General features: G+C 34.9%; 34 protein-coding genes and 1 tRNA gene. 28 read left to right on the forward strand and 7 right to left on the reverse strand.

Annotation, left to right across the window (positions count from 1 at the left end):
• Positions 1-37 precede the first annotated feature (37 nt).
• The 5 genes from CWS01_RS15500 (at position 38) to tsaD (ending at position 3,058) form a co-directional block, all read left to right on the forward strand.
• A tRNA-Met gene (locus tag CWS01_RS15500) sits at positions 38-111 on the forward strand.
• 316 nt (positions 112-427) lie between these two features.
• Positions 428-880, forward strand: coding sequence for a tRNA (adenosine(37)-N6)-threonylcarbamoyltransferase complex ATPase subunit type 1 TsaE (gene tsaE, locus CWS01_RS15505; RefSeq protein ID WP_101178100.1), 453 nt, complete (start codon positions 428-430; stop codon positions 878-880).
• Positions 880-1,593, forward strand: a complete 714-nt coding sequence (gene tsaB, locus CWS01_RS15510; RefSeq protein WP_101178101.1) for a tRNA (adenosine(37)-N6)-threonylcarbamoyltransferase complex dimerization subunit type 1 TsaB — start codon at positions 880-882, stop codon at positions 1,591-1,593. Before tsaE ends, tsaB begins: the two co-directional genes overlap by 1 nt.
• A complete protein-coding gene (rimI, locus tag CWS01_RS15515; RefSeq protein WP_101178102.1) occupies positions 1,593-2,039 on the forward strand; it encodes a ribosomal protein S18-alanine N-acetyltransferase in 447 nt (148 codons plus the stop codon). Before tsaB ends, rimI begins: the two co-directional genes overlap by 1 nt.
• Positions 2,039-3,058 carry a tRNA (adenosine(37)-N6)-threonylcarbamoyltransferase complex transferase subunit TsaD gene (gene tsaD / locus CWS01_RS15520; RefSeq protein ID WP_101178103.1) on the forward strand — a complete coding sequence of 340 codons (1,020 nt, stop codon included), beginning with the start codon at positions 2,039-2,041 and terminating at the stop codon, positions 3,056-3,058. Before rimI ends, tsaD begins: the two co-directional genes overlap by 1 nt.
• 296 nt (positions 3,059-3,354) lie before the next feature.
• Here the strand turns inward: tsaD and CWS01_RS15525 are convergent, their stop codons facing one another.
• Positions 3,355-5,280 carry an ABC-F family ATP-binding cassette domain-containing protein gene (locus CWS01_RS15525; RefSeq protein ID WP_101178104.1) on the reverse strand — a complete coding sequence of 642 codons (1,926 nt, stop codon included), beginning with the start codon at positions 5,278-5,280 and terminating at the stop codon, positions 3,355-3,357.
• 197 nt (positions 5,281-5,477) lie between these two features.
• Here CWS01_RS15525 and moaC point away from each other — a divergent pair, with 197 nt between their 5' ends.
• Together moaC and CWS01_RS15535 are read left to right on the forward strand one after the other, a co-directional pair.
• The gene (gene moaC, locus CWS01_RS15530; protein ID WP_101178105.1) at positions 5,478-5,957 is read left to right on the forward strand and encodes a cyclic pyranopterin monophosphate synthase MoaC; all 480 of its coding nucleotides are present in this window, start codon (positions 5,478-5,480) and stop codon (positions 5,955-5,957) included.
• Between the two features lie 74 nt (positions 5,958-6,031).
• On the forward strand, positions 6,032-6,688 hold the full coding sequence (locus CWS01_RS15535) for a redox-sensing transcriptional repressor Rex (protein WP_101178106.1): 657 nt from the start codon (positions 6,032-6,034) through the stop codon (positions 6,686-6,688).
• Positions 6,689-6,740: 52 nt separating this feature from the next.
• On the opposite strand, the gene CWS01_RS15540 is transcribed toward CWS01_RS15535, so the two are convergent.
• The gene (locus tag CWS01_RS15540) at positions 6,741-6,956 is read right to left on the reverse strand and encodes a DUF4305 domain-containing protein (protein WP_101178107.1); all 216 of its coding nucleotides are present in this window, start codon (positions 6,954-6,956) and stop codon (positions 6,741-6,743) included.
• The gene (locus tag CWS01_RS15545; protein WP_101178108.1) at positions 6,957-7,682 is read right to left on the reverse strand and encodes a CPBP family intramembrane glutamic endopeptidase; all 726 of its coding nucleotides are present in this window, start codon (positions 7,680-7,682) and stop codon (positions 6,957-6,959) included.
• A 482-nt stretch (positions 7,683-8,164) separates the two neighbouring features.
• Between CWS01_RS15545 and groES the strand changes: the two genes are divergently transcribed.
• Both groES and groL read left to right on the forward strand, forming a co-directional pair.
• Positions 8,165-8,449, forward strand: coding sequence for a co-chaperone GroES (groES, locus tag CWS01_RS15550; protein ID WP_101178109.1), 285 nt, complete (start codon positions 8,165-8,167; stop codon positions 8,447-8,449).
• A 79-nt stretch (positions 8,450-8,528) separates the two neighbouring features.
• On the forward strand, positions 8,529-10,160 hold the full coding sequence (groL, locus tag CWS01_RS15555) for a chaperonin GroEL (RefSeq protein ID WP_101178110.1): 1,632 nt from the start codon (positions 8,529-8,531) through the stop codon (positions 10,158-10,160).
• 77 nt (positions 10,161-10,237) lie between these two features.
• Here groL and CWS01_RS15560 read toward each other — a convergent pair whose 3' ends face one another.
• Entirely contained in the window at positions 10,238-11,428 is a 1,191-nt protein-coding gene (locus CWS01_RS15560) for a site-specific integrase (protein WP_101178111.1), read from the reverse strand.
• Between the two features lie 10 nt (positions 11,429-11,438).
• Positions 11,439-12,020, reverse strand: coding sequence for a helix-turn-helix domain-containing protein (locus tag CWS01_RS15565; RefSeq protein ID WP_101178112.1), 582 nt, complete (start codon positions 12,018-12,020; stop codon positions 11,439-11,441).
• 145 nt (positions 12,021-12,165) lie between these two features.
• Between CWS01_RS15565 and CWS01_RS15570 the strand changes: the two genes are divergently transcribed.
• The 17 genes from CWS01_RS15570 to CWS01_RS15640 all read left to right on the forward strand — a co-directional run bounded on the left by CWS01_RS15570 (position 12,166) and on the right by CWS01_RS15640 (position 23,508).
• Positions 12,166-12,378: a helix-turn-helix transcriptional regulator gene (locus CWS01_RS15570; protein WP_101178113.1), complete on the forward strand. Its 213-nt coding sequence runs from the start codon at positions 12,166-12,168 to the stop codon at positions 12,376-12,378.
• 26 nt (positions 12,379-12,404) lie between these two features.
• Positions 12,405-12,722 (forward strand): excisionase family DNA-binding protein, encoded by a 318-nt coding sequence (locus tag CWS01_RS15575; RefSeq protein ID WP_101178114.1) that lies wholly within the window; start codon positions 12,405-12,407, stop codon positions 12,720-12,722.
• Entirely contained in the window at positions 12,719-13,198 is a 480-nt protein-coding gene (locus tag CWS01_RS15580; protein ID WP_101178115.1) for a hypothetical protein, read from the forward strand. Before CWS01_RS15575 ends, CWS01_RS15580 begins: the two co-directional genes overlap by 4 nt.
• Positions 13,199-13,233: 35 nt before the next feature.
• On the forward strand, positions 13,234-15,666 hold the full coding sequence (locus CWS01_RS15585) for a DUF927 domain-containing protein (protein ID WP_101178116.1): 2,433 nt from the start codon (positions 13,234-13,236) through the stop codon (positions 15,664-15,666).
• A 497-nt stretch (positions 15,667-16,163) separates the two neighbouring features.
• The gene (locus tag CWS01_RS22715) at positions 16,164-16,316 is read left to right on the forward strand and encodes a hypothetical protein (RefSeq protein ID WP_168714412.1); all 153 of its coding nucleotides are present in this window, start codon (positions 16,164-16,166) and stop codon (positions 16,314-16,316) included.
• Positions 16,317-16,320: 4 nt separating this feature from the next.
• Positions 16,321-17,514, forward strand: a complete 1,194-nt coding sequence (locus CWS01_RS15590) for a phage portal protein (protein WP_101178117.1) — start codon at positions 16,321-16,323, stop codon at positions 17,512-17,514.
• Positions 17,511-18,089 (forward strand): HK97 family phage prohead protease, encoded by a 579-nt coding sequence (locus CWS01_RS15595; RefSeq protein WP_101178118.1) that lies wholly within the window; start codon positions 17,511-17,513, stop codon positions 18,087-18,089. The genes CWS01_RS15590 and CWS01_RS15595 overlap by 4 nt, the downstream gene beginning before the upstream one ends.
• A gap of 1 nt (position 18,090) precedes the next feature.
• Positions 18,091-18,243, forward strand: a complete 153-nt coding sequence (locus tag CWS01_RS22460) for a hypothetical protein (protein WP_157827676.1) — start codon at positions 18,091-18,093, stop codon at positions 18,241-18,243.
• 17 nt (positions 18,244-18,260) lie between these two features.
• A complete protein-coding gene (locus CWS01_RS15600) occupies positions 18,261-19,481 on the forward strand; it encodes a phage major capsid protein (RefSeq protein WP_101178119.1) in 1,221 nt (406 codons plus the stop codon).
• 66 nt (positions 19,482-19,547) lie between these two features.
• Positions 19,548-19,823, forward strand: a complete 276-nt coding sequence (locus CWS01_RS15605) for a head-tail connector protein (RefSeq protein ID WP_101178120.1) — start codon at positions 19,548-19,550, stop codon at positions 19,821-19,823.
• A complete protein-coding gene (locus CWS01_RS15610) occupies positions 19,823-20,113 on the forward strand; it encodes an HNH endonuclease (protein ID WP_101178121.1) in 291 nt (96 codons plus the stop codon). Before CWS01_RS15605 ends, CWS01_RS15610 begins: the two co-directional genes overlap by 1 nt.
• Before the next feature lie 133 nt (positions 20,114-20,246).
• Positions 20,247-20,594, forward strand: a complete 348-nt coding sequence (locus CWS01_RS15615; protein ID WP_101178122.1) for a hypothetical protein — start codon at positions 20,247-20,249, stop codon at positions 20,592-20,594.
• A gap of 4 nt (positions 20,595-20,598) precedes the next feature.
• Positions 20,599-22,239 carry a terminase large subunit gene (locus tag CWS01_RS15620; RefSeq protein WP_101178123.1) on the forward strand — a complete coding sequence of 547 codons (1,641 nt, stop codon included), beginning with the start codon at positions 20,599-20,601 and terminating at the stop codon, positions 22,237-22,239.
• Positions 22,240-22,251: 12 nt separating this feature from the next.
• Positions 22,252-22,572, forward strand: a complete 321-nt coding sequence (locus CWS01_RS15625; protein WP_101178124.1) for a phage head closure protein — start codon at positions 22,252-22,254, stop codon at positions 22,570-22,572.
• 114 nt (positions 22,573-22,686) lie between these two features.
• Positions 22,687-22,884, forward strand: a complete 198-nt coding sequence (locus tag CWS01_RS15630) for a hypothetical protein (protein ID WP_101178125.1) — start codon at positions 22,687-22,689, stop codon at positions 22,882-22,884.
• 103 nt (positions 22,885-22,987) lie between these two features.
• The gene (locus CWS01_RS15635) at positions 22,988-23,248 is read left to right on the forward strand and encodes a hypothetical protein (protein ID WP_101178126.1); all 261 of its coding nucleotides are present in this window, start codon (positions 22,988-22,990) and stop codon (positions 23,246-23,248) included.
• A gap of 5 nt (positions 23,249-23,253) precedes the next feature.
• A complete protein-coding gene (locus tag CWS01_RS15640) occupies positions 23,254-23,508 on the forward strand; it encodes a hypothetical protein (RefSeq protein ID WP_101178127.1) in 255 nt (84 codons plus the stop codon).
• 37 nt (positions 23,509-23,545) lie between these two features.
• Here CWS01_RS15640 and CWS01_RS15645 read toward each other — a convergent pair whose 3' ends face one another.
• Positions 23,546-23,761, reverse strand: a complete 216-nt coding sequence (locus CWS01_RS15645) for a helix-turn-helix domain-containing protein (protein ID WP_101178128.1) — start codon at positions 23,759-23,761, stop codon at positions 23,546-23,548.
• A 161-nt stretch (positions 23,762-23,922) separates the two neighbouring features.
• Here CWS01_RS15645 and CWS01_RS15650 point away from each other — a divergent pair, with 161 nt between their 5' ends.
• Together CWS01_RS15650 and CWS01_RS15655 are read left to right on the forward strand one after the other, a co-directional pair.
• On the forward strand, positions 23,923-24,150 hold the full coding sequence (locus CWS01_RS15650) for a hypothetical protein (protein WP_101178129.1): 228 nt from the start codon (positions 23,923-23,925) through the stop codon (positions 24,148-24,150).
• Positions 24,143-24,439 (forward strand): hypothetical protein, encoded by a 297-nt coding sequence (locus CWS01_RS15655; RefSeq protein WP_101178130.1) that lies wholly within the window; start codon positions 24,143-24,145, stop codon positions 24,437-24,439. Before CWS01_RS15650 ends, CWS01_RS15655 begins: the two co-directional genes overlap by 8 nt.
• Before the next feature lie 453 nt (positions 24,440-24,892).
• On the opposite strand, the gene CWS01_RS15660 is transcribed toward CWS01_RS15655, so the two are convergent.
• Positions 24,893-26,074 carry a DUF4317 domain-containing protein gene (locus tag CWS01_RS15660; protein WP_101178131.1) on the reverse strand — a complete coding sequence of 394 codons (1,182 nt, stop codon included), beginning with the start codon at positions 26,072-26,074 and terminating at the stop codon, positions 24,893-24,895.
• Between the last annotated feature and the right edge of the window lie 425 nt (positions 26,075-26,499).

Genomic DNA, 26,499 nt, shown 5'->3' on the forward strand with positions numbered 1-26,499 from the left:
GAGTAGGACGTCGCCAGGCAAATTATTTTTATATCGTCGCGGGGTGGAGCAGTCTGGTAGCTCGTCGGGCTCATAACCCGAAGGTCGCAGGTTCAAATCCTGTCCCCGCAATAAATAACCATACAATAAAAAATCCTTAGGTTTTGATCCTAAGGATTTTTTATTGTATAAAAACTAAAATATTCTTTCTAAAACATAAAACTAACATAAAAAATCTCACTGTAACTTAAGAAGAAAGTATCAAACTAAGCTAAAACAAAATAATAAGAATAGACAGTATAAATTATGGTATATAAGAATGACGGAACAAGAATTCTTCCTGTATTATCTAGCGAATAATCCATAAAAAAGATTACATGCTTTAGACCAGCAGACGAATTGAGTATAATAAAAGATAAGATAAAAATAGAAAACATAAGGTGATTATATGGATAAATATGAATGGCTTGCAAAAAATGCTGAAGACACGCAAATAATAGCAGAAAAGTTAGCAACCTTATTAGATAGTGGTGATGTCATCACATTAGAAGGAGATTTGGGAGCAGGAAAAACTACTTTTACAAAAGGGCTGGCTAAAGGATTGCATATCAACAGAACGGTAAACAGTCCTACCTTTACCATTATAAAAGAATACAACGGTCGCCTGCCTTTATACCATATGGATGTATATCGGGTCAAAGACTCATTTGAAGATTTAGGATTCGATGAATATTTTGAAGGAAATGGTGTTTGTGTAGTTGAATGGGCACATTTAATACAAGACCAGCTGCCTCAGGATTATTTGAAAATTAGTTTATTATATGAACAAGAAAACACGAGAAAAATTATTTTTGAACCAAAGGGTGCAAGATATATGCAAATATGTAAGGAGCTATTTTAATGAAAGTACTTGCGATAGACACATCTAATTTTGTTTTAGGAATTTCTATATTAGATAACGATAAAATAATTGGTGAATATGTAACAAATTTAAAAAAAAATCATTCAGTACGAGCTATGCCAGCAATTGAACAGTTAATGCGAGATTGTGATGTAAAGCCAAAGGATTTAACAAAAATAGTTGTTGCAAATGGTCCAGGTTCTTATACTGGCGTAAGAATTGGTGTTACGATTGCTAAAACACTTGCATGGACATTACAAATACCATTGGTCGGGATATCAAGCTTAGAAGTTCTTGCTGCATCAGTGGGTCGTTATTATGATGGATCTGTATCCCCTATTTTTGATGCAAGAAGGGGACAAGTGTATACAGGTTTGTATAGATTTTCAAATAACTCTTCTACTCCATTAAAAAAAGACCAGCTAATTTTAACCACAGATTGGGTAGAGCAGTTAAAAGAAAAAAAAGAAAAAATTCTGTTTGTTGGCAATGATGTCTCTTTACACCAAGAAGTTATTGCTACTGCTCTTTGTGAACAAGCACAATTTGCGCATGTGGCGGATCAAAATCCAAGACCATCTGTTTTAGCTGCTTTAGGGTCTGAAAAAGAAGGGCAAGATATCCACAGCTTTACACCGAATTATATTCGATTAGCAGAGGCAGAGGCAAATTGGTTAAAAGCAAATAAGGGAAAAAAGGACGAACAGGCATAATGGAGAAGTATGATTTTCGTTATATGACGGTTAAAGATATTGAGGAAGTTTATACTATAGAATCCATCTCTTTTCCTACTCCTTGGAGTAAAGAAGCATTTTATAATGAATTGACACAAAACCGTTTCGCTACATATGTAGTTATTGAACATGAAGAACATTTGGTAGGATATTGTGGTGTATGGATTGTAGTGGATGAAGCCCATATTACCAATATTGCGATACTTCCACAATTTAGAGGATATAAATTAGGGGAGAACTTGCTAAGAAAAATTATGCAGGAAGCGAAAAACCGAGGAGCTAATACAATGACATTAGAAGTAAGAGTCTCGAATATTATCGCACAAAACTTATATAGAAAATTAGGTTTCCAGGATGGAGCCATTAGAAAAAGGTATTATACAGATAATCAAGAAGATGCATTAGTAATGTGGGTGAAAATATAATGGAAAATAACTTAATCATATTAGGAATTGAAACAAGCTGTGATGAAACAGCAGTATCTATAGTGAAAAATGGCACAGAAATCCTTTCAAACGTAGTTGCTTCACAAATAGAAAGCCATAAACGATTTGGGGGAGTAGTGCCTGAAATAGCTTCTAGACATCATGTGGAACAAATTACTCTAGTAATAGAAGAAGCATTACAGCACGCTAAAATTACTTATGAGGATATTGATGCAATTGCAGTAACAGAAGGACCAGGACTTGTCGGGGCGTTATTGATAGGTGTTAATGCAGCAAAAGCAGTTAGTTTTGCACATGATATCCCCATAATAGGTGTACATCATATAGCAGGGCATATATATGCAAATCAACTTGTGGATAAATTAGAATTCCCTTTATTAGCTTTGGTTGTTTCAGGTGGACACACAGAGCTAGTATATATGAAAGAACACGGTCATTTTGAAGTTATAGGAGAAACAAGAGATGATGCGGCAGGAGAAGCTTATGATAAAGTAGCAAGAACATTAAATATGCCTTATCCGGGCGGTCCACATATTGATCGATTGGCTCAAGTAGGTTCACCTACTATTAAACTTCCTCGTGCATGGCTGGAAAATAGTTATGATTTTAGTTTTAGCGGATTAAAATCTGCAGTTATCAACACTGTGCATAATGCTGAGCAACGAGGTGAAATGATTAAGCCAGAAGATTTAGCTGCAAGTTTTCAAGCGAGTGTTGTAGAAGTGCTAGTGACTAAAACGATAAAGGCTGCAAAAGAGTATGGTGTCCAACAAGTGCTATTGGCTGGAGGTGTTGCTGCCAATAAAGGACTTAGAACAGGGTTAGAAAATGCATTCCAACAATTGCCTACAGTAAAATTAACGGTTCCTCCTCTGTCACTTTGTACAGATAATGCAGCAATGATTGCAGCAGCAGGTACTGTTTTTTATCAAAAAGGCCAAAGATCAAGTTTTAACTTAAACGGTAATCCTGGGCTTGATATAACAATCCATAATTAATAATGAGTTTCGTATAAATAATCCCTGTAGTGTGAATAGGGATTATTTATACTTTAGAAAATTATAAACATAAAAATTGTTGATAACATTGTGTGCGACAAAAGAAAAAATCTATAAGAAATTATTTGTCCTGTGGATAAAAAGCGAGAAAAGTTAGAAAACTGTGGATATTGTGAATAATTAACAAGTCTATTGTGGATAATGTGTATAAATATGTGGAAAGCTAGTGTTATCACTGTTGTATTGTGGATAATATTGTGGAAAAAAACCGGATACATGGATATCCGGTTTTTTATCTAATTATCTGATAATTGTGTCCATTCTTCCATTAATTCATCTATTTGATTTTTAAAGGATTGGATTTCATTATTTAAGGAATAAACCTTTTCATGATCCTGAAATACCTCTGGATCACATAATAATTCTTCTTGCTTTGCAACTTTTTGTTCTAAGTCTTCAATAAACTTTTCAATTTCTTCAATGCGTCTTAGTCGCTGTCGTTCTACTTTTTTTGCTTCTTTATCTAGTTGATAATTGCTTTTATCTGTGTCTGCTGCTGTGGCTTTATTATCAGCATTCATTTTAGCAAGTCGCAATAATTCTTCTTGTTCTAATTTTTTTTCTACATAATAGTCGTAATCACCTAGAAATTCAGTAGAACCTCCCCTTTGCAATTCGATTACTTTTGTAGCAATACGATTAATGAAATAGCGGTCATGGGAAACAAAAAGGATTGTTCCTGGATAATCGATTAGAGCGTTTTCCAACACTTCTTTACTATCTAAATCAAGGTGGTTTGTTGGCTCATCTAGAATTAAGACATTAGATTGTTCCATCATTAATTTCGCAAGAGCAAGCCTAGCCTTTTCTCCACCGCTAAGAGAGTTAACGGTTTTTAGTACATCATCTCCAGAAAATAAAAAATTTCCTAGTACTGTTCGGATTTCTTTTTCATTTTTTAAAGGAAAGTCGTCCCATAATTCATTTAACACTCGTTTATTAGAAGAAAGTTCTGCTTGTTCTTGGTCATAATAGCCAATCATCACATTAGATCCAAAAGATATAGAACCAGTGAAATTTGGAATTTTTTTAATAATAGTTTTTAAAAGAGTAGATTTACCGACACCATTTGGTCCAACTAAAGCGATGCTGTCTCCTCTATTGATATAAAAATTAATATTTTCTGAAACAATTTTTTCATCATAGCCAATGGTTACATCTTTGATTTGCAGTACATCATTTCCTGTTTGCTTTGCAATATTGAAACCAAAGTTAGCTGATTTTTCGTCTCCATCAGGTCTATCTAGCCTGTCCATCCGATCTAGTTTTTTTCGTCGGCTTTGTGCTCGTTTAGTAGTAGAAGCTCGAGCCAGATTTTTTTGAATAAAAGATTCTAATTTTGCTATTTCATCTTGCTGTTTTTCAAATAATTTCATATCGTGCTCGTAATTTTCTGCTTTTTGTTTAAGATAATTGCTATAGTTGCCAGTAAAGCGCTGAATATGATGACGTGATATTTCATAGACCTGTGTTACAACTTTATCTAAAAAGTAGCGGTCATGGGATACAATTAAAACAGCACCATTATAGCCTTGCAAATATTGTTCTAGCCATGATAATGTTTCAATGTCTAAATGGTTTGTTGGTTCGTCGAGTATTAGAATATCAGGTGTTGTCAGCAATAATTTTGCGAGAGCAAGTCGTGTTTTTTGCCCACCACTTAAACTGGAAATTTTTGTGTTGTAATTAAAGGAACTAAAGTTTAAGCCATGGAGAACGGATCTAATATCTGCTTCGTATTGATATCCCCCATCTTCTTTAAAGTTAAACTGTAGGCGATCGTACTCTTTCAGTATTTTTTCAAATTTGCTTGGTTCGGCTATTGTTGCTGAATCAGACATTAAGTGCTCTAACTTGCGTAGTTCTACTTCTTGTTTTTGCAGATTTTTAAATACAGTAAGCATTTCATCCCAAATCGAAAGCGTGGATGCTAATCCAGTATTTTGAGCAAGATAGCCGATTTCGATTGTTTTAGGCTTAATGATTTCTCCAGAATCATAAGATAAGTGACCTGCAATCATTTTTAATAGGGTGGATTTTCCTGCACCATTTCTGCCTACAAGGGCAATTCTATCCTGTGTTTGAACTTCTAATTTTATATTGGATAAGATAAGATCAGCTCCAAAATACTTGGATAGCTGATTTACTTGTAAAAGTATCATTTTTGCTTCACCTCAGGGAAATATGTACCATAAGTGTAACTCAAAAGAGAGGAAAACTGCAATAAAGTGCATATGACATTGATTGGTCACCACTTTTGTCATTACGGGTGTATATGCTTTAGAGTATAATTAGAATAAAGAATATACATACACATTAGGCAAAAAATAGTGTATGATTTTGCATAGAGGTGTTTATAATGAGTGAATTTACGCACTTTAATAAAGATGGCAGAGCGAATATGGTAGATATAAGCGACAAGCGTGAAACGGTTCGGACAGCAATTGCAAAAACAAGCGTTAAAGTAAATTCTGAAATATATAAGAAAATAACGATGCAGGAAATGAAAAAGGGAGACGTTTTGGGAGTTGCGCAAGTAGCAGGTATTATGGCAGCTAAAAAAACGTCTGATTTAATTCCAATGTGTCATCCTATTCATTTAAGTGGAGTAGATATTTCGTTTAAATGGGAAAAGAGCCATGAGAATTATGAAGTGGGGATTACTGTACAAGTGAAAACTATTGGCAGTACGGGGGTAGAAATGGAGGCATTAACAGCAGCCGCTGCGACAGCCTTAACCATCTATGACATGTGCAAAAGTGTAGATAAAGGAATGGTTATTGGACCAACTTATTTAGTAGAAAAAACTGGCGGCAAAAATGGGGATTATAGAAGATAACATCCAGTTAGCTGTTTTAGTTGTAGATTTAAAAAATAAAATGTTTTTTTAAAAATTACGGGTAGGGGATAAACATGAATAATGAGGTAATGAAGATTCCGCAGGCAACAGCAAAACGGCTGCCTTTGTATTATCGATTTTTAAAGAATTTGCATTCTGCCGGTAAACAGCGAGTTTCATCAGCGGAGTTGAGTGAGGCTGTTAAAGTAGACTCTGCGACAATTAGAAGAGATTTCTCTTATTTTGGAGCGCTGGGAAAAAAGGGATATGGATATAATGTGAATTATTTACTGTCCTTTTTCCGAAAGACATTAGATCAAGATGAATTAACAAAAGTGGCTTTGATTGGTGTAGGTAATTTGGGTGTTGCTTTTTTAAAGTATAACTTTCTGAAAAACAACAACACAAAAATTGAAGTGGCATTTGATGTGGACGAAGCAAAAATCAAGGAAAATATTAGTGATGTAACCATTTATCATATGGATAATTTAGAAAAAATCATTAAGGAAAATGATATTCAAGTAGCGATTTTAACTGTTCCTGCAAATGTTGCCCAAACAATTACAGATCGATTGGTGGAAAGTTCAATAAAAGGGATTTTAAATTTTACACCTGCGAGGTTAAGTGTACCCCCAAGTGTTCGTATCCATCATATTGACTTAGCAGTAGAATTGCAATCGCTTGTCTACTTTTTAAAGCATTATCCAAATGTGGAAGAGGAAGAAGAGTGAAAATAAAAAAGCGCAAGTAAGAAGAGAAAACGTTCTTATACTTGCGCTTTTTCTATTTCTTTTTATTCTTATTAGCTGACTTTTTAATAAAAAAATGAAAAGCGATAAGTCGAATGCCTGAACCTATATCGAAGGTTGCAAGTATAACTAGAATATAGGTGAAAAATCCCCAGCCCTGATTTGTTTGTATATTCTCAATGGCAAAGTATGTAAACACAATTCCCAAAAGAATATATAAAAAGCCGGAAAATAAAGCAGATTGCTTCATCTAAAATCCTCCAATAAATTTTGTAATCTGATTAGACTGCTCCATCCATTTTTGTATAGTATCTTGATTTAATTGGATGACAACAACCAGTGTGTTCATGGATACGTGTGCAAATATCGGCACTAAAATTCTTTTTGTTTTCACATACAGATAGGCAAATGTAAAGCCCATGCTTGCATACAAAAGAATATGGGAAAATTCATTATGCGCTAGTGCAAATAGGATGGAGCTTATTAAAGCAGATAAAAAGAAATTTAAACGTTTATATAATGTTCCGAAGATTATTTTACGAAAAACTACTTCTTCTAATATTGGCCCAATTATGCTAATCACAAGAATAACAATGGGAGAGCGTTCTACAAAAGTCATTAGTCTTTCTGTATTTTCGGATCCTTGCGTAACCCCAAATAAACTCTCAATCATGCCAGCAGCACTTTGAGCAAATAAGGATAAGAAAATGCCTCCTACTGCCCAGGAGATAGAGGTGCTTAAATTTGCTTGGTTATTTCGCACAGGATTTTTGAATTCATGACGCAATAATAGTAAGACTATTATCAGGGTCGCGGCAAAACTTAATATTAGCCAAATAACAACAGCAGAAAACCTCATCTCTTCTTGCTGGAAGCCGAAAAATGAGCCAAGCAAATAAAGAAGAGGGATGCCTATAATGGAAGAAAATTGCATCGCAATATAAGTGGTTAAAATAATCCAATATTCTTTTTTCAATGCACAAAGCTCCTTTTATTATCAGGTTTTCATTTATCACTTTAAAGGGGCAAGTTTCCACAAACTTTCACTTGTTATACTAAAGGTATTCTAGAGGGAGACAAAAATGGCACTAATAGACCAATTGTAGTATTGCTTTCGTTATGAAAGCAATTTCCTGGTTCTATAATAACTAGAAAGCTTTTAGAATCCCTAAATCATAAAAGAGATTTTCAATAAAAAAGTGCCCATACTTACTATTTTACTAATAAATGCTGCCATCTTTCAAATAGAAGCTACTAAAAAACGCGAAATGTATAAAATTAGTGGAAGTGTTAATACTTTTTAGGAATAAAAAAGTATTAAAAAAATGTAAAAAATAATGCTTGTCTCTTGCAAAATAATAAAAGATTAATTAATATAATACTTGTGTTAGCACTCGAGTCGACTGAGTGCTAATAAATAATTATTAAATTACATATTATTTGAGGAGGTTGTTTCACTTGTTAAAGCCGTTAGGAGATCGTTTAATTATTGAATTAGTTGAAACTGAAGAAAAAACTGCAAGTGGTATCGTATTACCAGATTCTGCTAAGGAAAAACCTCAAGAAGGTAAAGTGGTAGCTGTAGGTAGTGGTCGTGTTTTAGATAATGGTGAGCGCGTTGCTCTTGAAGTATCTGTTGATGACCGCATCATCTTCTCAAAATATTCTGGTACAGAAGTGAAATATGAAGGAAAAGAATATTTAATCCTTCGTGAAAGTGATATTTTAGCAATCGCAGAATAATCTACTATTTTAATCATATAAAACAAATTAACCAAATGAAATAGATAAATTAACCATCAATTTGAGGAGGTTTTACAAAATGGCAAAAGATATTAAATTTAGTGAAGAAGCTCGCCGTGCAATGCTGCGTGGAGTTGACGCTCTTGCAGATGCTGTTAAAGTAACACTTGGACCAAAAGGACGCAATGTAGTATTAGAAAAGAAATTTGGTTCACCACTTATCACAAATGATGGTGTTACAATCGCAAAAGAAATCGAGCTAGAAGATGCATTTGAAAACATGGGTGCAAAATTAGTTGCTGAAGTTGCAAGCAAAACAAACGATGTTGCTGGGGACGGTACAACAACTGCAACTGTATTAGCACAAGCGATGATCCGTGAAGGATTAAAAAACGTAACTGCTGGAGCTAATCCAATGGGTATCCGCAAAGGGATGGACAAAGCGATTGTAACAGCAATTGCAGAGCTGAAAGCAATTTCTAAACCAATCGAAAGCAAAGAATCTATTGCACAAGTTGCTGCAATTTCTGCTGCTGACGAAGAAGTAGGTAAACTAATTGCAGAAGCAATGGAACGTGTTGGAAACGACGGTGTTATCACTATCGAGGAATCTAAAGGTTTTACAACAGAACTAGATGTAGTAGAAGGTATGCAATTCGATCGTGGATATGTATCTCCTTATATGGTGACAGATTCAGATAAAATGGAAGCAGTTCTTGAAAATCCATACATCTTAATTACAGACAAAAAGATTTCTAACATTCAAGAAATCTTGCCTGTATTAGAGCAAGTGGTTCAACAAAGCAAACCATTATTAATTGTTGCTGAAGATGTAGAAGGAGAAGCAAATGCTACATTAATCATGAACAAACTTCGCGGTACTTTCAACGCAGTTGCTGTTAAAGCACCAGGATTTGGAGATCGCCGCAAAGCAATGCTAGAAGATATTGCTGTTCTTACTGGCGGTGAAGTAATTACAGAAGATTTAGGCTTAGATCTTAAATCAGCAACAATCGAATCATTAGGACGCGCTGCAAAAGTAGTGGTAACAAAAGAAAACACTACAATTGTAGAAGGTTCTGGCGAATCTGAGCAAATCGCTGCACGCATCAACCAAATCCGTGTTCAATTAGAAGAAACTACTTCTGAATTTGACCGTGAAAAATTACAAGAGCGTCTTGCTAAACTTGCAGGCGGTGTAGCAGTAGTAAAAGTTGGAGCAGCTACTGAAACAGAATTAAAAGAACGCAAACTACGCATTGAAGATGCATTAAACTCAACTCGTGCTGCTGTAGAAGAAGGAATTGTAGCAGGCGGTGGTACTGCACTTCTAAACGTATACAATAAAATTGCTGCTATTCAAGCAGAAGGCGACGAAGCAACTGGCATTAACATCGTTCTTCGTGCAATTGAAGAACCAGTTCGCCAGATCGCACACAACGCAGGTCTTGAAGGTTCTGTTATTGTAGAGCGCTTGAAAAACGAAGCAGTTGGCACAGGATTCAACGCTGCTAACGGCCAATGGGTAAACATGATCGAATCAGGAATTGTTGACCCTACAAAAGTTACTCGTTCTGCATTACAAAACGCAGGTTCAGTTGCTGCAATGTTCTTAACAACAGAAGCAGTAGTAGCTGACAAACCAGAACCAGCTGGTCAAGGTGGAATGCCTGATATGGGCGGCATGGGTGGAATGGGCGGCATGATGTAATATAGGTGTAAAAACCTTGTTATATCAGTGTTTATAAGTCTTTACACCTTGTATAGTGTCCGAAAAAGTGACCGATATTAGTTAATAAGATTTTTCGAGAGGTCTTTCATTAAGTTACTGAACTTATTGGAAGCCTCTTTTTTTATGTTCTTAGTCATATGTGCGTATATATCCATTGTAGTGTTAATATCTGAATGCCCCAAGCGTTCTTGTATTTCTTTTATGTGTACATTTGCTTCAATTAGTAAAGAAGTATGAGTATGTCTAAATGAATGGGGCGTTACTTGTTTTTGTATAGATGTTTTCTTTAGTATTCGCTGCATTCTAATGGATAAATGTTTTATTGTTTTAGGGTAACCCTCATTTGTTGCTAAAATAAAATCATTATCTTTATAAAAAGGTCTGTTTTCTTCCTTCACCTTATCTTGTTCTTGTTTGTGTAGCTGGAGCAGGTCAACTAAAAGAGGGTCTATTGTTATTGTGCGTATTGACCCCTCTGTTTTTGGTGTCAGTAATGTGTATTTTAGCTTGTTATTTGTAGGGTTATAGTAAGTTTTTATTACCCTTAGTGTATAATGGTCAAAGTCAATATCAGACCATTTTAAAGCCACCATTTCCCCAATTCTTAAACCAGTATAAGCTAATATAGTAAAAGCTAGTAGATCACCTTCTAAGCCTTCATTTTTTGCTACTGTTAGAAATTCTTCTAATTCTTCCTTTTCGAGAAACTTTTCATTTATTGAATTGTCATTTTCAAGGTCTGAAACAGTTTTTTTCTTTTTAGGTAGTTTAATTCCTTTTGTTGGTATCTCCTTAATTAAATTAAGAGAATGTGCATACTCAAATACCATGTTTGCAGAAGTATGGATACTGGAAATATAGTTTGTACTAAATTGAGTAGCCAGCTTATCTATAACATCTTGATAGGCTTTTTTATTTATTTTTTGAATTGGAGTTTGTCCATATTCATTTATTATATGTTTTAAAGCAATATGCCTAGCTCTTAAGCTACTTTCTTTAGCATCTTGACTATAATATCTTTCCCAGTCATTACATAGATCAGCAAAAACCATTTTAGAGGGCTGTATATATTCACCATCATTGATTTGTCTTTCAAATAAAGCTGCTGCAAGTTTAGCGTCCTTCTGTGTTAAAAATCCTTCTTTACTTTTTCTTATATCTTTGCCCGTTACTGGATCAGTCCCCATGTAAACACGAAAGCCCCATCTAATGCCTTTTTTAGTTTCCTTTTTGTAAATACGAGCCATTGCTATTCACCTACTCTATTAATGAAAAACGTTTTTTTATAAATTTTTCAATATCTTTTAATTCTCCATTAATGAAGTCTTTTAATTCTTCTTTAGTAATTGAATTATCCGTTTTCACTTCAATAGAACTATTAAGCATACGAATGATACTGGCTAAAATCATTACATCATCTTTATCGGAGTATTTTAAAAAATTCAATACATTAGTCAAATAAGTAGTTTCAACAAGGTCTAAATCACTATTTAAGATATGTTCGAATTCTAATTTAATATATTCTTCTTGATCGTTTTTAGCCTTTTCGAAAGATTCCTTCATAGTTTTGAAAGCTGCTTTTTTTTCATCATCGGATAAATCTGAAAGAACCTTTTTACCAGTCGTTAAGTAAAGCATTGAAATATTTCCTAACTCTGCAATTTTTTTTAATCGTTCATTATTAGGTGTGCTTATGCCACGTTCCCAACGAGAAACAATACTATCGCTAGCAGGTGGGTCGAATTTTTGGCCAAACTCTTTCATGGTTAGCCCTAATTCATTTCGTATAAGTTTGATCCTTGAGCCTATTTTCTTCTTTTGCAAGTTCTTTTCGTCCATTTTTTAGCCTCCTTGATAAGATAATAGCACACCGACAAAAAAAAAGCGACGTAAACCGACGGAAATTAGTTGCTTTTTTAAAAGTCGTTTGATAATATAAAATTACAAACCGACGTAAACAGACGTATGTTAGGAGGTGTATTGAATGAATAGAATTGTTGGTTATAGAAAAATGATAGGATTAACTCAAAAAGAAATGGCGAAAAGATTAAACATTTCAGAAGGGACTTACAGAAATAAAGAAAAAGGAAAAGTAAGTTTTAAAGATGGTGAAATGAAAATCCTTTTCGATCTAGTTAACAAAGAACTTCCAGGGGTTACTATTAATGATATTTTTTTTACTAATGAACCGACGTAAAACGACGTTTATTAAGGAGGGTGAATATGCTTAACATTCAAATTGACGATAAAGTTGTTAATTCCATGCTTGAAAAAGCCATTAATGAACGAGTTGAGGAATTAGCAAAGCAAAAATACTTCTTAACTTATAGTGATTTATCCGAGTATCTAAATATTAGTAAACCAATTATTGAAGATCGCCTAATAAAAAACGGATTGAAATATTACAAAGTCGGTAGCAAATATTTGTTTAAAAGAAGTGAAGTAGATGAATTTTTAGATGATATGACTTCAAACATGAACGCTACCAATAATGACATTAAGTATTATCAAAAAATGAAAAGGGGAGCTGCTAATAGATGAAATTAAATCTTTCACGACCAGAGGCTTATAGTTTAATGAGTGAAGCAGATCATGAATATATGAATCAAAAAATCAAGGAATTAGAAAAAATTATTGGCAATTGCTCTAATGTTAATTTGCAATTTTATCTTATTGAGCAAGAGCTTTTTCTTGAAATATCATCAGGCAAACGATTATTGTATCGGTTAATGTTTAGCGTAACTAAAGAGGTTGACCTGCCTTCCCTACATACTAATAAAGAAAATGTTATTCAATTATCTAAGAATAACGAGTGTTTTAAGTGTGTAGATAATGAAGCAGTTTTAGAAGTGGCAGAGGTACTAGAAAATGCTTTAACAAGAGAACCGCCTTTTATTATGACAGTAAAAAACGGTGTAGGAGAATATCAAGAGATTGCGAGCAGAGAAGAATTTTTAGAACACTACCTAAGTTGGGCAATCGGAACGCTTTACGACCTTACAGATACAGAAGAATAAACTTCACAGATTTAATAATAAGGGGGTGAGTAACTATGCAAACTAAAATAGCCAGTTATACATCAAAGATAACCGAGTTATTACCTAACAGTAAGGTTATAAAGCTTATAGGATACACTAAAGGCAATACAGATTACCAAAAAGCTAAAAGTCCAGTAGGTTCATGGAAAAACAGTGATTCCCTAAATGAAGAACAGATAAGTGGCTGGATAGATCAAGACGGCTGGATAGGTGTAAGGATACCTAAAGGACGTTTTCTTGTAGATGTAGACGACACGCAGGAAGGGGAGTTATTGAAAGAACTTCTTGAAGGCGAAAATATTCATCACCATGCTATAAAAACTCCTAACGGATTTCAGTTTATTTTTAAAGGTGAAGATAAAAAGACAATCGAACAAGGGCAATATCAAAAATATGTTAATCGTTTAGGGATTGCTCAAGATACAAGAGCAGCCGAAAAAGGTTATATAGTTTTCCCAACAGAAACAACAAAAGGGCGTTATGTATTAACTCAAAGCATGGGCGAATTAGATGAAGTGCCACATTACCTTTATAAAGTGTGGAACGGTCAGAAAACACCTTCCCCTATGTCCTATCCTTATGATGGTAGTGGGTCAAGGGATGGCGATTTTTACGACTTGTCTAGAAGGCTATTAACATGCGGTGTAAGTAAAAAAGATGCACTGGAAAGCCTTCAATTAGCTTATAAATATTTTGTACCATATAAAGAGGATTTCCCCCTTAGTACGATAAAAGAAAAAGTCGAATCAGCCTTTAAAAAGGTAAAAGAAGGAAAAGATGAATCAACTAATGAAATTGCAGACTTTGAAACTCATGTAAATGATACAAGCGATAAGAAAGTTATTCCTAAACCTTTTAAGGTAGGCGCAAATGCTACTCTTTTTGAAGAGAAGGAGGACAAGGACGGAAATTTAATAACAAAACTTGTATCAAGAAAAACACCTTATATAACAAAAGAATTTCATAATGTAGAACGTCCACAAGTTCTTTACGAAATCGAATGGAGGGAACAAAACAGAACAGTTAAAGAAGTGGTGCCAGCTTCAACTATTGCTATTAGAAAAGAGTTACTAGAATTAAGTGATAAAGGCTTTTCTGTTAATGATAATAATGTAAAAAAAATTATCACTTACTTTGACCAGTATTTATTGATTAATACCATAGACCAACATTATGCAGTAGAGCGTTTAGGTCATATCAAGGACACGTTTATTCATCCTGCTATAACTAAAGATGTTGAGATTATGGCAATAGATCATGGTGAAAAGCAGCTACTTGAGGGGTTTAAAGTAGCAGGAACAGGCGACACATGGAAAAAGGAAGTGTTTGAGCGAGTTAAACAGCAGCCTAAAGCAGTTTTCTTTATACTTTCTAGCTTTGCAAGTGTCATTACTAAAGATTTACGTCTACAACCTTTTGTTGTTGATTTAAGTGGAACAACTTCACAAGGTAAAACTACAACATTAAAAGCGGCTGGAAGTGTTTGGGGAAACGAAAGCTTAATTAGTGAATGGAACGCCACAAAAGTATCCATTGAGAGAAAGGCGGCATATTTAAACAGTTTTCCTTTATTACTGGATGATACACGAAAAGCAGACGAACGAATATTAAAAGATGTTATTTATCAGTTTAGCGGTGGGCGGTCAAAAGGTAGAGGGTCTTTAAAAGGCAGCCAGAGAGAATACACTTGGAACAATATTTTATTAAGTACAGGTGAGGTATCTTTAAATGAATATGCTAAAAATCAAGGTGGAGCTGCAGCAAGGATAATTCCTTTAATTGATGAACCGTTAAAAAAAGATCATGAGAACATCATACAGCTACATGAAGCAATGGAAAGTAATTATGGGGCAATAGGAATAGATTTCTTGAAAGTGTGGCTAGAGAATAAAAAAGACCTTATCACCGAATATCATAATTTTAGAAAATTCTATGTGGATAAGGCAAAAGGTAATGAAGTGTTAAACCGTTTAGCTGGATATTATGCAGCAGTTCATTTTACCGGAAGTATATTAAAAGACAAAATGAACTTTGATATAGACCTAAAAGCAATAGCAGGTTTATTTGACGATATAGCAAATGAAAATAAGTCAACAGATAAGCCAATGCAATTTTTAGAAGAAATTCTAACCGATCTAGACAGCAGCAGACAAGATATATATTATGACTATTTACCGCAAGTTCATAAGGCTATATATAAAAAGGGTCAGCTTTATTTAATTCCTGCTTATCTTTCAAGGTTTTTAGGAGTAGAAGAAAAGGCGACACGTAGAGAATGGTTAAAACGTGGACTAACAGTTGGAAAGCAAGAAAAAAACTCTTATGTTGATTATAAACCATTAAAGCACAAAGGAAAAACATATAGAGTGATACCAGTAAACATGGATATTGTTAAGGAATTAGGCTTTGATTTTGAAGAAGTGAGTGGAAATGATTTTCTAAATTAGTAAACTTGTAACCTTCATAAAGCCTATTGTATCAAGTGTTTGAGGTCTAACGGTTACAAAGGGTTACAAGTGAAAAGTAATAGCTTGTAACCTTGCTAAGCCTTAGAGCCACAAGGGATAGAATATAATAGGTTACAAAAGTTACAAGTATTTAGTTATATACTCATATAAGAAGATGTTAATAATAAAAAAAACTAAAGCTATATATACAGTATTTTTTATAAAAAAGTTGTAACCTTGTAACCATGAAGGGGAAAACCCTTGGGAGAGTAAGGGATATTAGGGTTACAAAGATTAGATTTTAATTGTAACCTTGTAACCTTGTCTTGTAACCTTTTATGGTTGAAATAAAAAGAAGAAGAGCAACCAACAATGAAGGAAAACATCATGCAAATTATTTTTTATGTCAAAAAACCGACGTAAAACGACGTAAAAACAACGAGAGTGTGATATAATAAAGTCAAATAAATGTACGAATATCAAGGGGTTGACCAATTTTGGACAAGGTACTGGAACGATTAAAATACCAATTAGAAAATAATAGTTACAAAGATGAAGTATTAGTGAGTTATTACGATCTTGTAGAACTTATCCAAGAATATGAAATAGCAACAGGCAAAAAGAAAAGGTGGACAGATGAAAGGTGGTGAGTAAATGGCGGGTTTTTTCGATAAGATTTTTAATCGCAGAAAAGAGCCACAAAGGACAGAAAGAGCGGACGTAATGAACGGGGGAGCGGCAATCTTTACACCTTTTAGCGGAAATGCTTATGAAAGTGATATATACAGGGCGGCAGTCGATAGCATAGCGAGAAATGCTGCAAAGCTAAAAGGAACGCATGTTATAACGTCACCAGAAAAACGTAAAGAAGGAGATCACTATTTAAACCGCATTTTACAAGTAAGACCTAATCCATATATGACAGCTTATGATCTTCTTTATAAACTGGTAACACATTATTACTTGTATAACAACGCTTTTGCGTATTTACAGAAGGATGATAAGGGCTATTTAGTTGCTATTTACCCCTTATCCCCGCAAAGCGTGGAATATATAACAGACACATTAGGTAATTTATATTGTCGTTTCTTATTCGCTAATGGTCAGCAAGTTACATTGTCATTTTCAGAGGTTTTTATAGTAAGGCGTTTCTTTAACTCTAACGATCTATTAGGTGATACTAACACGGCAATATTGCCAGCTTTAGACCTAGCACATACGCAAAATGAAGGGTTAGAAAATTCTATAAAAGCTAATGCAACAATAAGAGGTATTTTGAAATATAACCAAGTATTAAGCCCAGACAAACTAAAAGAGGAAAAGGAAGCCTTTATAAACGATTATTTAACAGTAAGTAATAATGGCGGAATTGCAGTAATTGACAGTAAAGCAGAATATACCCCATTAACACTTACACCGACAGCCATTGATGACAAGCAGCTAGAGGCGGTTAAAAAGAAAATTTACGAGTATTTAGGCATTAGTCAAAAAATCGTAAATAGCACTTATACAGAAGATGAATGGGCAGCATTTTACGAAAGCGTCCTAGAACCTTTAGCCGTTCAATTTAGCCTAGAACTAACAGACAAGCTTTTTACCGAGCGTGAACAAGCTTTCGGCAATTCCATTATTTTTGAAGCAAACAGGTTGCAATTTGCTAGTAATGCAACCAAAACAAACATTATCAAGGAATTGACTCCTTTAGGGTTATTTACGATTAATCAAGCATTAGAAATATTGAATTTACCACCAGTAGAGGACGGCGACAAACGACTGCAAACCTTGAATGTAGTCAATGCAGATAAAGCCGATCAGTACCAGTTGAATGAAGGAGGTACAAAGGAATGAAAGAGCTTAGAGTAGCAGAATTAAGAGCAGTCGACCCACAAGGGGAAAGCAGCCTTATTTTAAATGGTAGACCGATTGTTTACGATCAGCCTACCACCATAAAAGCACCATTTGGGGAGTATATCGAGATTATACAAAGGGGCGCATTAGATGGGGCAGACCTATCAGACATTCGCTTATTGTATAACCATGATATGAATAAAATTCCACTAGCAAGAACACCTAAAACCATGTCCTTTTCGTTAGATTCGGCAGGATTAACAATGAGGGCAGAATTACCAGACACCGAGGAAGGGAAAAGCGTTTATACGGCAGTAAAACGACAAGACCTTTCAGGCATGTCATTTGCTTTTAAAGTACCAGAAGGCGGCAGCCACTTTGACGCAAAGACAAACACTAGAAGCATTAGCAAGATAGAAAAAGTTTATGAGGTTTCAATCGTTCCATTCCCTGCATATCCTCAAACAAGCATTGAAGCAAGGGCAACAATTGAAAGCACATGGGCGAAGCTCAAAGCACCAGAGCGACAAGCAGCAAAAATAAAAGTAAATCAAATATTACTAAGGAGTTTTTAAAATGAACAAAGAACTTCTTGCATTCTTAAACGAGATTGCAAAAATAGCAGAGGAACGAGATCTATGTATTTCAAAATTTGAATTTGATGATTTCCCTGTCGCAGATAGTACACCAGAACAACCAACATTAGTAATTACAGTAAAAACAAAATAAAGTGAGGTATATAAACTATGAATTTTAAAACAGTAGCAGAAGCATTTAATTATTACAAAGGCCATTCCTTAACTGATATTGAAAAGAGAGCAGCAGAGATCGGCAATCTTATTGATAGTGACCCAAACGCAAGCGTTGAAGCTTTAAACATTGAATTAGATGGATTGAAAGAAGCTAAAAAGAATTTAGAAACACGCAGTCAACATAATCAAGGTGGAACATTCAATCCAATCACTGGAATGAACTTCAACCAACAACAAACAGTACCAACAGAAAACATTTTTGAAAGTACAGAATACCGCAGCGCATTTTATAAAACATTATTAGGGCAAAAGCTTACAGATGTTGAAACAAGAACTTTTAATAAGGCAATGGAACTCCAAGAGGCAGAACGTAGAGCAGATGCCTTCAACACTACAACAAATAGCGCAGCAGTATTACCAACAACAACATTAAATGAAGTAATTAAGAAAGCTAGAACAATGGGTGGCTTAATTGCACATTGTAGAAACTTCAATATTCCAACAAATATCAGCGTACCGATTGGAACACCAACAAATAAAGCGCAATGGCACGTAGAAGGGGCAGTCGTAGATAGTGAAAAACTTCAAACAGCGGCAGTAAGCTTTGCAGGCTATGAAATTATTAAAGTATTCTCTATTTCAGCAGCAGCTAAGAAAATGACAGTCCAAGCATTTGAAGCCTACATGATTGATGAATTAACTAATTGTGTAATGGAAGCTATTGCAGACGCTTTAGTGAATGGTACAGGTGCAGGACAAGGTACAGGATTACTCACAGGCATTACATGGGATGAAAGCAACAGCCTAGACCTTACAGGCCAATATACGGACTTTACAAAAGCATTAGCAACCTTAAAACGTGGATATGCAGCAGGAGCAAAATTTGCTATGAGTAACGCTACACTATACAACAAGGTTTATAGTTTGGTAGATTCTAACGGCAGACCGATCTTTATAGCAGACCCTAAGAATGAAAGCATTGGCTATATTCTAGGTAAGGAAGTAGTCATTGACGATAACTTAGCAGATGACACAATCATTTTAGGAAACTTCAACTATATGGGTTATAACATACCGCAGGGAGTTATGATCGAAACGTCAAGGGAAAGCAGCTTCAAGAGTGGGCTTATTGATTATCGAGCTATGGCGATTGCAGATACTAAGCCATTAGTTAGTGAAGCTTTTGTAAAACTATCAGCACCAGCAGGGGCATAAGCCTAACTACATTAAGGGGGTATCAGTGATAACGCTGGTATCCCTTTTTTAAAAGGAGAGATCATATTGTTAATTGATATACAGGAAGCAAGGGATGCATTAAGACTTGATGGTCCAGACAATGACACGATCATTATTCCGTTATTAGAATCTATTCCTTCTTATCTGGAAGTAACCACAGGTAGGACATGGGATACAGAACCAGTACACCCATTAGCACAGACTGTTACTAAGTTTATCTTACAGCTATGGTATGACCCAGAAGGGCAGGACAAGGACAGACTACAACGCACCATAAACAATCTATTAACAGCCTTAACGGCGATAGGCAGGGGCATGTAATGGCTAAGGATTATGCAGCATCCTTTTATAATGGCACAAAGTGGCGCAAATGTTCAAAGGGATATATGCAAAGCATGAATTATATTTGTGAAAGGTGTGGTGATCTAGCAAGCATATGCCACCATAAAGAATATATTACACCACAGAATATAAATGACTTTAACATAACATTAAATTGGACTAACCTTGAAGCTTTATGTCAAACATGTCACAACCAAGAACATCATAGCAGCGAGATATGTGTTACTGGATTAGCGTTTGATAGCAAAGGAAACTTAATACAAAAGTAACACCCCCCACTAAGAAAAGGTAAGGATAAGGCTTAAACACCGATTGCCGAACCTTTCGTGACCCCTCCATGAGTTTTTATATTACGGGAGGGGTAAAATCGACACTAAAAAACGAATAAAGGAAGGTGATTTTATGGCGACTTCAAAAAAGAATATAACAGTTTCCAGTGATATGAAAAAACTTAAAACATTATTGCGGCAGATTCCAAAAGATAGACTACCGATAGCCCAGAGCCTTTATAATGAACTTGTTTTCATGCAAAATACGCTAGACACCTTAAAAGCTCAAGTAGATAAAGATGGCCCAACAGCCATGTTTAAACAAGGAAGTCAAGAATTTTTAAGGGAACATCCAGCATTAAAGGGCTATAACACCACTGTACAGCGTTACAGCCTTCTTTATAAGCAATTAGTAGACTTATTGCCCCCATCAGACACAGGGCAGAAAAATGACGCTTTAATTGACTTCATAAAGGGGTGATAAGGTGAATTATGTATTAGAATACTGGAATGCAATTAAAGAAGAGAAAATAATCGTTTCCCGCCGAGTATATCGACAGTATGAAAGGCTGGTAAACGAGATCAATAATCCGGAACAATATATTTTTGATGAAACAAAGGCGAACAAGCCTATTGAGTTTATAGAGCGTTTTTGCAAGCACAGTAAAGGAGAATGGGCGGGTAAGCCAGTCATACTAGAACTCTTTCAAAAAGCTTATATTGCTGCCTTATTTGGCTTTATAGACAAAGACACAGGCTTAAGGCGTTATCGTGAAAGTATGTTTTATGTAGCAAGAAAAAATGGTAAAACGACCATGCTTGCAGGATTAGCAGCTTATATGCTTATAGCAGATGGAGAGGGAGGAGCAGAAGTTTACAGCATAGCTTCAAAGCGTGACCAAGCCCGCATTTTATTTGATGAAACACACAACATGATACAGCAAAGCCCAGACCTATCCAAGCATATTAAGAAGCGCAAGAGTGATCTTTATTTTCCCCTCACTATGTCAAAGCTTATGCCATTAGCAAAGAATAGTAATACATTAGATGGGCTTAACAGCAGCATGGTTATTATTGATGAGCTGCACAGCATAGCGGATCGTAACTTATACGAGGTTATGAAGCAAAGTCAATCAGCACGGCAGCAGCCTATTTTAATTATGATTACCACGGCTGGAACGGTGAGGGAAAATATATTTGATGATATGTATTCCTATGCTTGTAACGTAGTAGACGGCAAGTTTGAAGATGATAGCTTTTTACCTATTCTTTATGAGCTAGACAAAAAGAAGGAATGGACAGATCCAGCAGCATGGCAGAAGGCAAACCCAGCTTTAGGAGCAATTAAGAAATTAGACGATCTAGAGCGCAAAGTAGAAAAGGCAAAAAACAACCCTAATGACATTAGCGGCGTGTTAACAAAGGATTTTAATATTAGAGATACCGTAAAGAGCGCATGGCTTACATTTGATGATATAAACAACGAAGAAACCTTTGATATAGAGCATTTTAGAAATTGTTATGCCATAGGCGGTGCAGACTTGAGCGTAACCACAGATTTATCTTGCGCTACTCTTTTACTGGTGGATAAGGACACGCATAAGCGTTTCATTCATCAAATGTACTGGTTGCCTCGTGATAGCTTTGAAAAGCGTGTACAAATGGACAAGATACCTTATGATAAATGGCTTAATCAAGGGCTATTAAGACTTTGTAACGGAAATAGTATTAATTACGGTGATATAACAGCATGGTTTTTAGAAATGCTTAATATTTACGGCATAACGCCGTTATGGATTTATTATGACAGTTATTCGGCTAAATATTGGGTAGAAGAAATGGAACAACACGGCTTTAAAATGATTAGATGTATTCAAGGGGCGAGAACCTTAAGCTTACCTATGCAAATGATGGGCGCAGACTTGCAAGCTAAAAAAATAAATTATAATAACAGCCCTATTCTTAAGTGGTGCTTAACCAATACAGGCGTAGAAACCGACAGGAACGGAAATATTGTACCAGTTAAGAACCAAGCGGCTAAGATGAGGATAGACGGAACAGCATCCATGTTAGACGCTTATGTAGGCTTATTTGAACACTATGAAGAATTTTTAAGGGCATTGTAAGGGGGATAAATCATGAAGTATATAAAGGACAAAAAAATAACTATAATGACAATGGCTGCAAACAGCGGCCCCGAACCTGGGGAAACATCACAGCCGTTAAAAAACGGTAAAAATATTTGGGTTTATTATCGGCAAGCTTCAGCAAATGAAATTTCCATGTATTCCACAACAGTTTACAAGGTGGAAGTTGTTTTTAAAATTGCATGGCGCAATGATATTGATACCACTATGAAGGTACTCTTTAGGGGAAAAGAATATGCTATAACTCGCATAGATGACTTTGAAGGCTATAAAGAAGATTTAACAATATATGCTTATAAAACAGGGAGATGACAAAAAATGAAAGAGAGCAGCCGTTGATTTTTTATCAGCGGTTTTTTTATTTGTCATAAACCAGCCTTCCCGCCCATACCTATGTAATATCAAGGTGGGGAGGAGGATGACCGATTGAGTAAAAACAAGATTAAAAAGACCGTATCACTAAATATTACTAACCCAGATGACGCAGAGATCATCAAAAAAATTAGTGAGCCTAATTTTAATTTTAACAACTATGTAAGAAAGCTAATGTTAGATGATATTAGAAGGGAAAAGGCAAGAGTAGTCCAGAAGAATAAAGGGGGCATTAAAATTGTGTTAGGGTAGCCATACCGAACATAAAGCCCCCTCCCACTTTATCGCTTGAGTAACACTGTTACACAATTGACACCGTCAAATGTCACGACAAATGGAAGGAGTTATTTTTATTATGATAGAAGATAAGGGGTTAGGCAACAAAAAAATAAAAAGAGTGAATGTAAGTTTAACAAACAAAGTCAACTATAAATTAAATCGTTTGGCCACAGCTTGCAATGTTCGTCCAACTACATTAGCTGGGATGTTAATTGAAACGTGTTTAAATGACCCGCAAATCGTTAATAGATTGCAAGATATATATAATGTCCATACACCTTATAAAGTCATTCCAGTGCAAAATAAAGGCGAAATAGACTTTATTATAAGGGGGTAATAAGTATGGAATGGCATAGTTTTTTTATTGGTTTGTTATCAGCTTCTTTTGCTTATGCTTTATTCAGCCAAAATGAAGATGAAGAACCTATTATAGAAAAAGATCAGAACGATGATGATATAGAGATAAATGATTTTACAGCTAGGCACGTTACATTAAGCTGCCAAACGTGCAGGAAGTTAAAAAGGCATAAGGAAATAGAGCCTAATTTATTTCAATGTGTAAAATGTAAAAGGCATGTAGATATACGAGTATCGTAAATGAATATGTATGATTGATAATGCAGTTTGTGCTGCATTATTTTTTTTGATCGGGAATGTACTCAAATAAATCTCCTACTTGGCATTCAAAGGCCTTACATAACGCATACATTTGTTCTATTTCAATTCGCTTAACATCTTCATGATAAAGTGCGGATATAGTTGCAGGACGTATTCCGGTTATTTCAGCTAATTGTTTTTGTGTCCATTTCTTTTTACCTAACCATTCTGAAAGATGTATTCTTATAGGCATTATATTTTCCCCCTGAACATATTATGTCTTTTTTCTACATAATACCACATAGGAGTAATATAATTGTATGGTTTGATTGACATATTACGACAGGGGTAATATAATTACTTTATAAGTTATTTTGATACCGAAAAAAAATGTTGAAAAATGGAGGTTAAAAAATGTCACTTTTAACAATGGAACAAAAAACACTTGCAGTAGACTTTATTAGAAAAGGAAAAAGTGCCGAAGCTATCGATTATCTTAGTGGAATTCTTACCATTAATCGTTACTCTGGAAAAGAATCTAGAATATTTTCTAAAGGTTTCGTAAAGGGATATGCGGTTGCTACCGAAGTAATAGCATTCTTGGTAGAAGATATAGATAACGGAGGATTACATAATGACTGAAACATTAAAAAATCTTACTTGGGACTTAACTAATGAGATTGCAAGTGTTGGTACTAAAGTGGAAACCTTGAAAGATGTTCAGGTTCTTATGGCGCATTTAAGGGAAGATATGGATGGAGCTGTTTATCGAAATGAAGAAGCAGCTTATTACAAAGAAAACCATCGTATGGTAAGAGTGTTATCTGAGCTTTTATACTACACAGTCAATGATCTTAACCGGATTTATGACAATGCTGATAAAATTGGAGAGCGAATCCATCGCTTATCTAGAAAAAATGAAGAAAACTAAAGTGGCTAGATAGAACCATTTATTTAGTGTCCGAAAAGTGTCCGAAAGGGTTTGGAAATGTACTTTTTCCTAGAATAAGATCGAAGTAAAATGTTGATATAATAACCTTTGTTAATGACTATTTCCTTCTATTATATATGTGCCTTTATGGGCGGCATGATGTAATAAGCCGCTTCGCCCCTTGATATATAAGGGTTTTATGTAAGATGAGCGTGAAATGATACCATAGAGGATTTTAAAGAAGGCTTCTCATAAGTTGACTAAACTTATGGGAAGCCTTTTTCTTTGTTATATCTGATCAATAAATTCGAGTATCCAAGAAAGACCTTACTTTTTATATTTAATAGAGATTATAATAACATGCAAAAGTAGGTTTTTGAGGCTTTATTCCTCTTATAAAAGCAGAAATCATTAGAACCATACAATTTCTTTAGCTATCCAACGACTTTTTTATCATTCCTCTGAGCTGCCCCCAAAAGCTTCCGGAATCATCGTAAATCCTTCAATAATTGTATTTTCTTCCACCTCGATCATCAGATAACGTTTTCCACTTAGTTCCACTTGTTTAACGTACTTTAAATCTGGTGGACTGATCGAAATATTAGCGATTTTTGTTTGAATCTTAATTGATTTGGAAGTGAATTTCGGCAAGATGCTACTTGCCTTTATCTCATATTTGTCATCATCAATAATTTTTTTGAAGGCTGTTTCTACCTTTTCTGTGCTTATATCTTCAATGCCGCTCATCTTTAAGACTTGTTCAATGTCTTTTGAGTCTAATTTTGGTTGTTCTTCCTCTTCGTTTTCTACAATCATCCGATTAATTTCTTCATAGACATTGGAGAGGGTGGAGGTATTTAATTGATCTCCTGTTACGTCTTTAATGATTTCTTCAAACACAATTTTATCGTCTTGAGCGGTCATGATTTCTTCTCCATTTAACACTTCTTCAATAAATTGATAATCTGGTTCATATACTTTGCCTGCTGAATAGAGTATGTGGTTGACGTCTGCTGCATTGTCCGTAAAACATGGGAAGAGAAATCCTGCCATTGGAGATTGGAGGTTAATGATTGGGTCAACAATAATATTGTATTTGAACTCTTTCTCCACATAGTCAAAAAGCAGCTCTTTTTTTGGCTCTTGTGTATTATTTATGCTGCATAAAATAAAGGGATGGGAGTAAACAGTATCTCTTTCACTCACCTCAGTCTCTTCATTTCGGCGTTTTGTTGGCTTTAAATACTCCCCGTGAATGAATGTGACAACAATATCTTTCTCATATTGTCTACTCGTCAGCATTTTGTCTACAATTTGAAGCATTTGCTCTTTCCATTCATCTGCGTCTTTGCTAAGTAATCCTTGATGTAAAATAAGCTGACTGTTATTTACAGCATCTCTTTGAAACTTTAATTCAAAAAGCTTCTCATCCAATTGACCAGCAAGCAATTTTTTAAAGTTATTCAAAAATAACTCTTGCTGATCTTGGTCAAGCATCCCAAATGGTTGACTTTGGTAATGATAAATGTCACTAGATTCCTTCATAATATATACATTAAAAATGTCAGAGATTTTGAGTAAATCATTGTTTATTTTGAATTGTTTTCGAATATTGGCTATATCTTTCTTGTTCATGATTTTTTACACTCCTAAGCTAACTCGATTGCATTGCTATAAAAATATAAGTATTTTCTAACTTCTAGTAATTTATTTATTTTACCATATTTGTTTTGTGAATTATAAGTAACTAAAGGGAAACGGCATTTTTTACAGAGAGGTAAAATATGAAAGAACTTGAGGGTCCTTAATAGGAAATGTAGTCACCTATAAAACCACTTCCTATATAAATTAGAAGTGGTTTTTGTGCTGGCAAACTTAGTTTATAATGTCTCAAAACGGGCCTCTCAACCAATTATTAGAAAAACAAAGGTTGTTTAGTAAAAGGAAAAAAGGGAGGGGCATTTAAATTCTGCAAGTTTTTGTTTTTTTATAGGAATTATAAATTTAACTTAATTAATGCAAAGAATGATTATACACTTAAAAACAGAGGTCAAGCAGCC

It is taken from the genome of Niallia nealsonii (assembly GCF_002835805.1).
GTDB classification, from domain to species: domain Bacteria; phylum Bacillota; class Bacilli; order Bacillales; family Cytobacillaceae; genus Niallia; species Niallia nealsonii.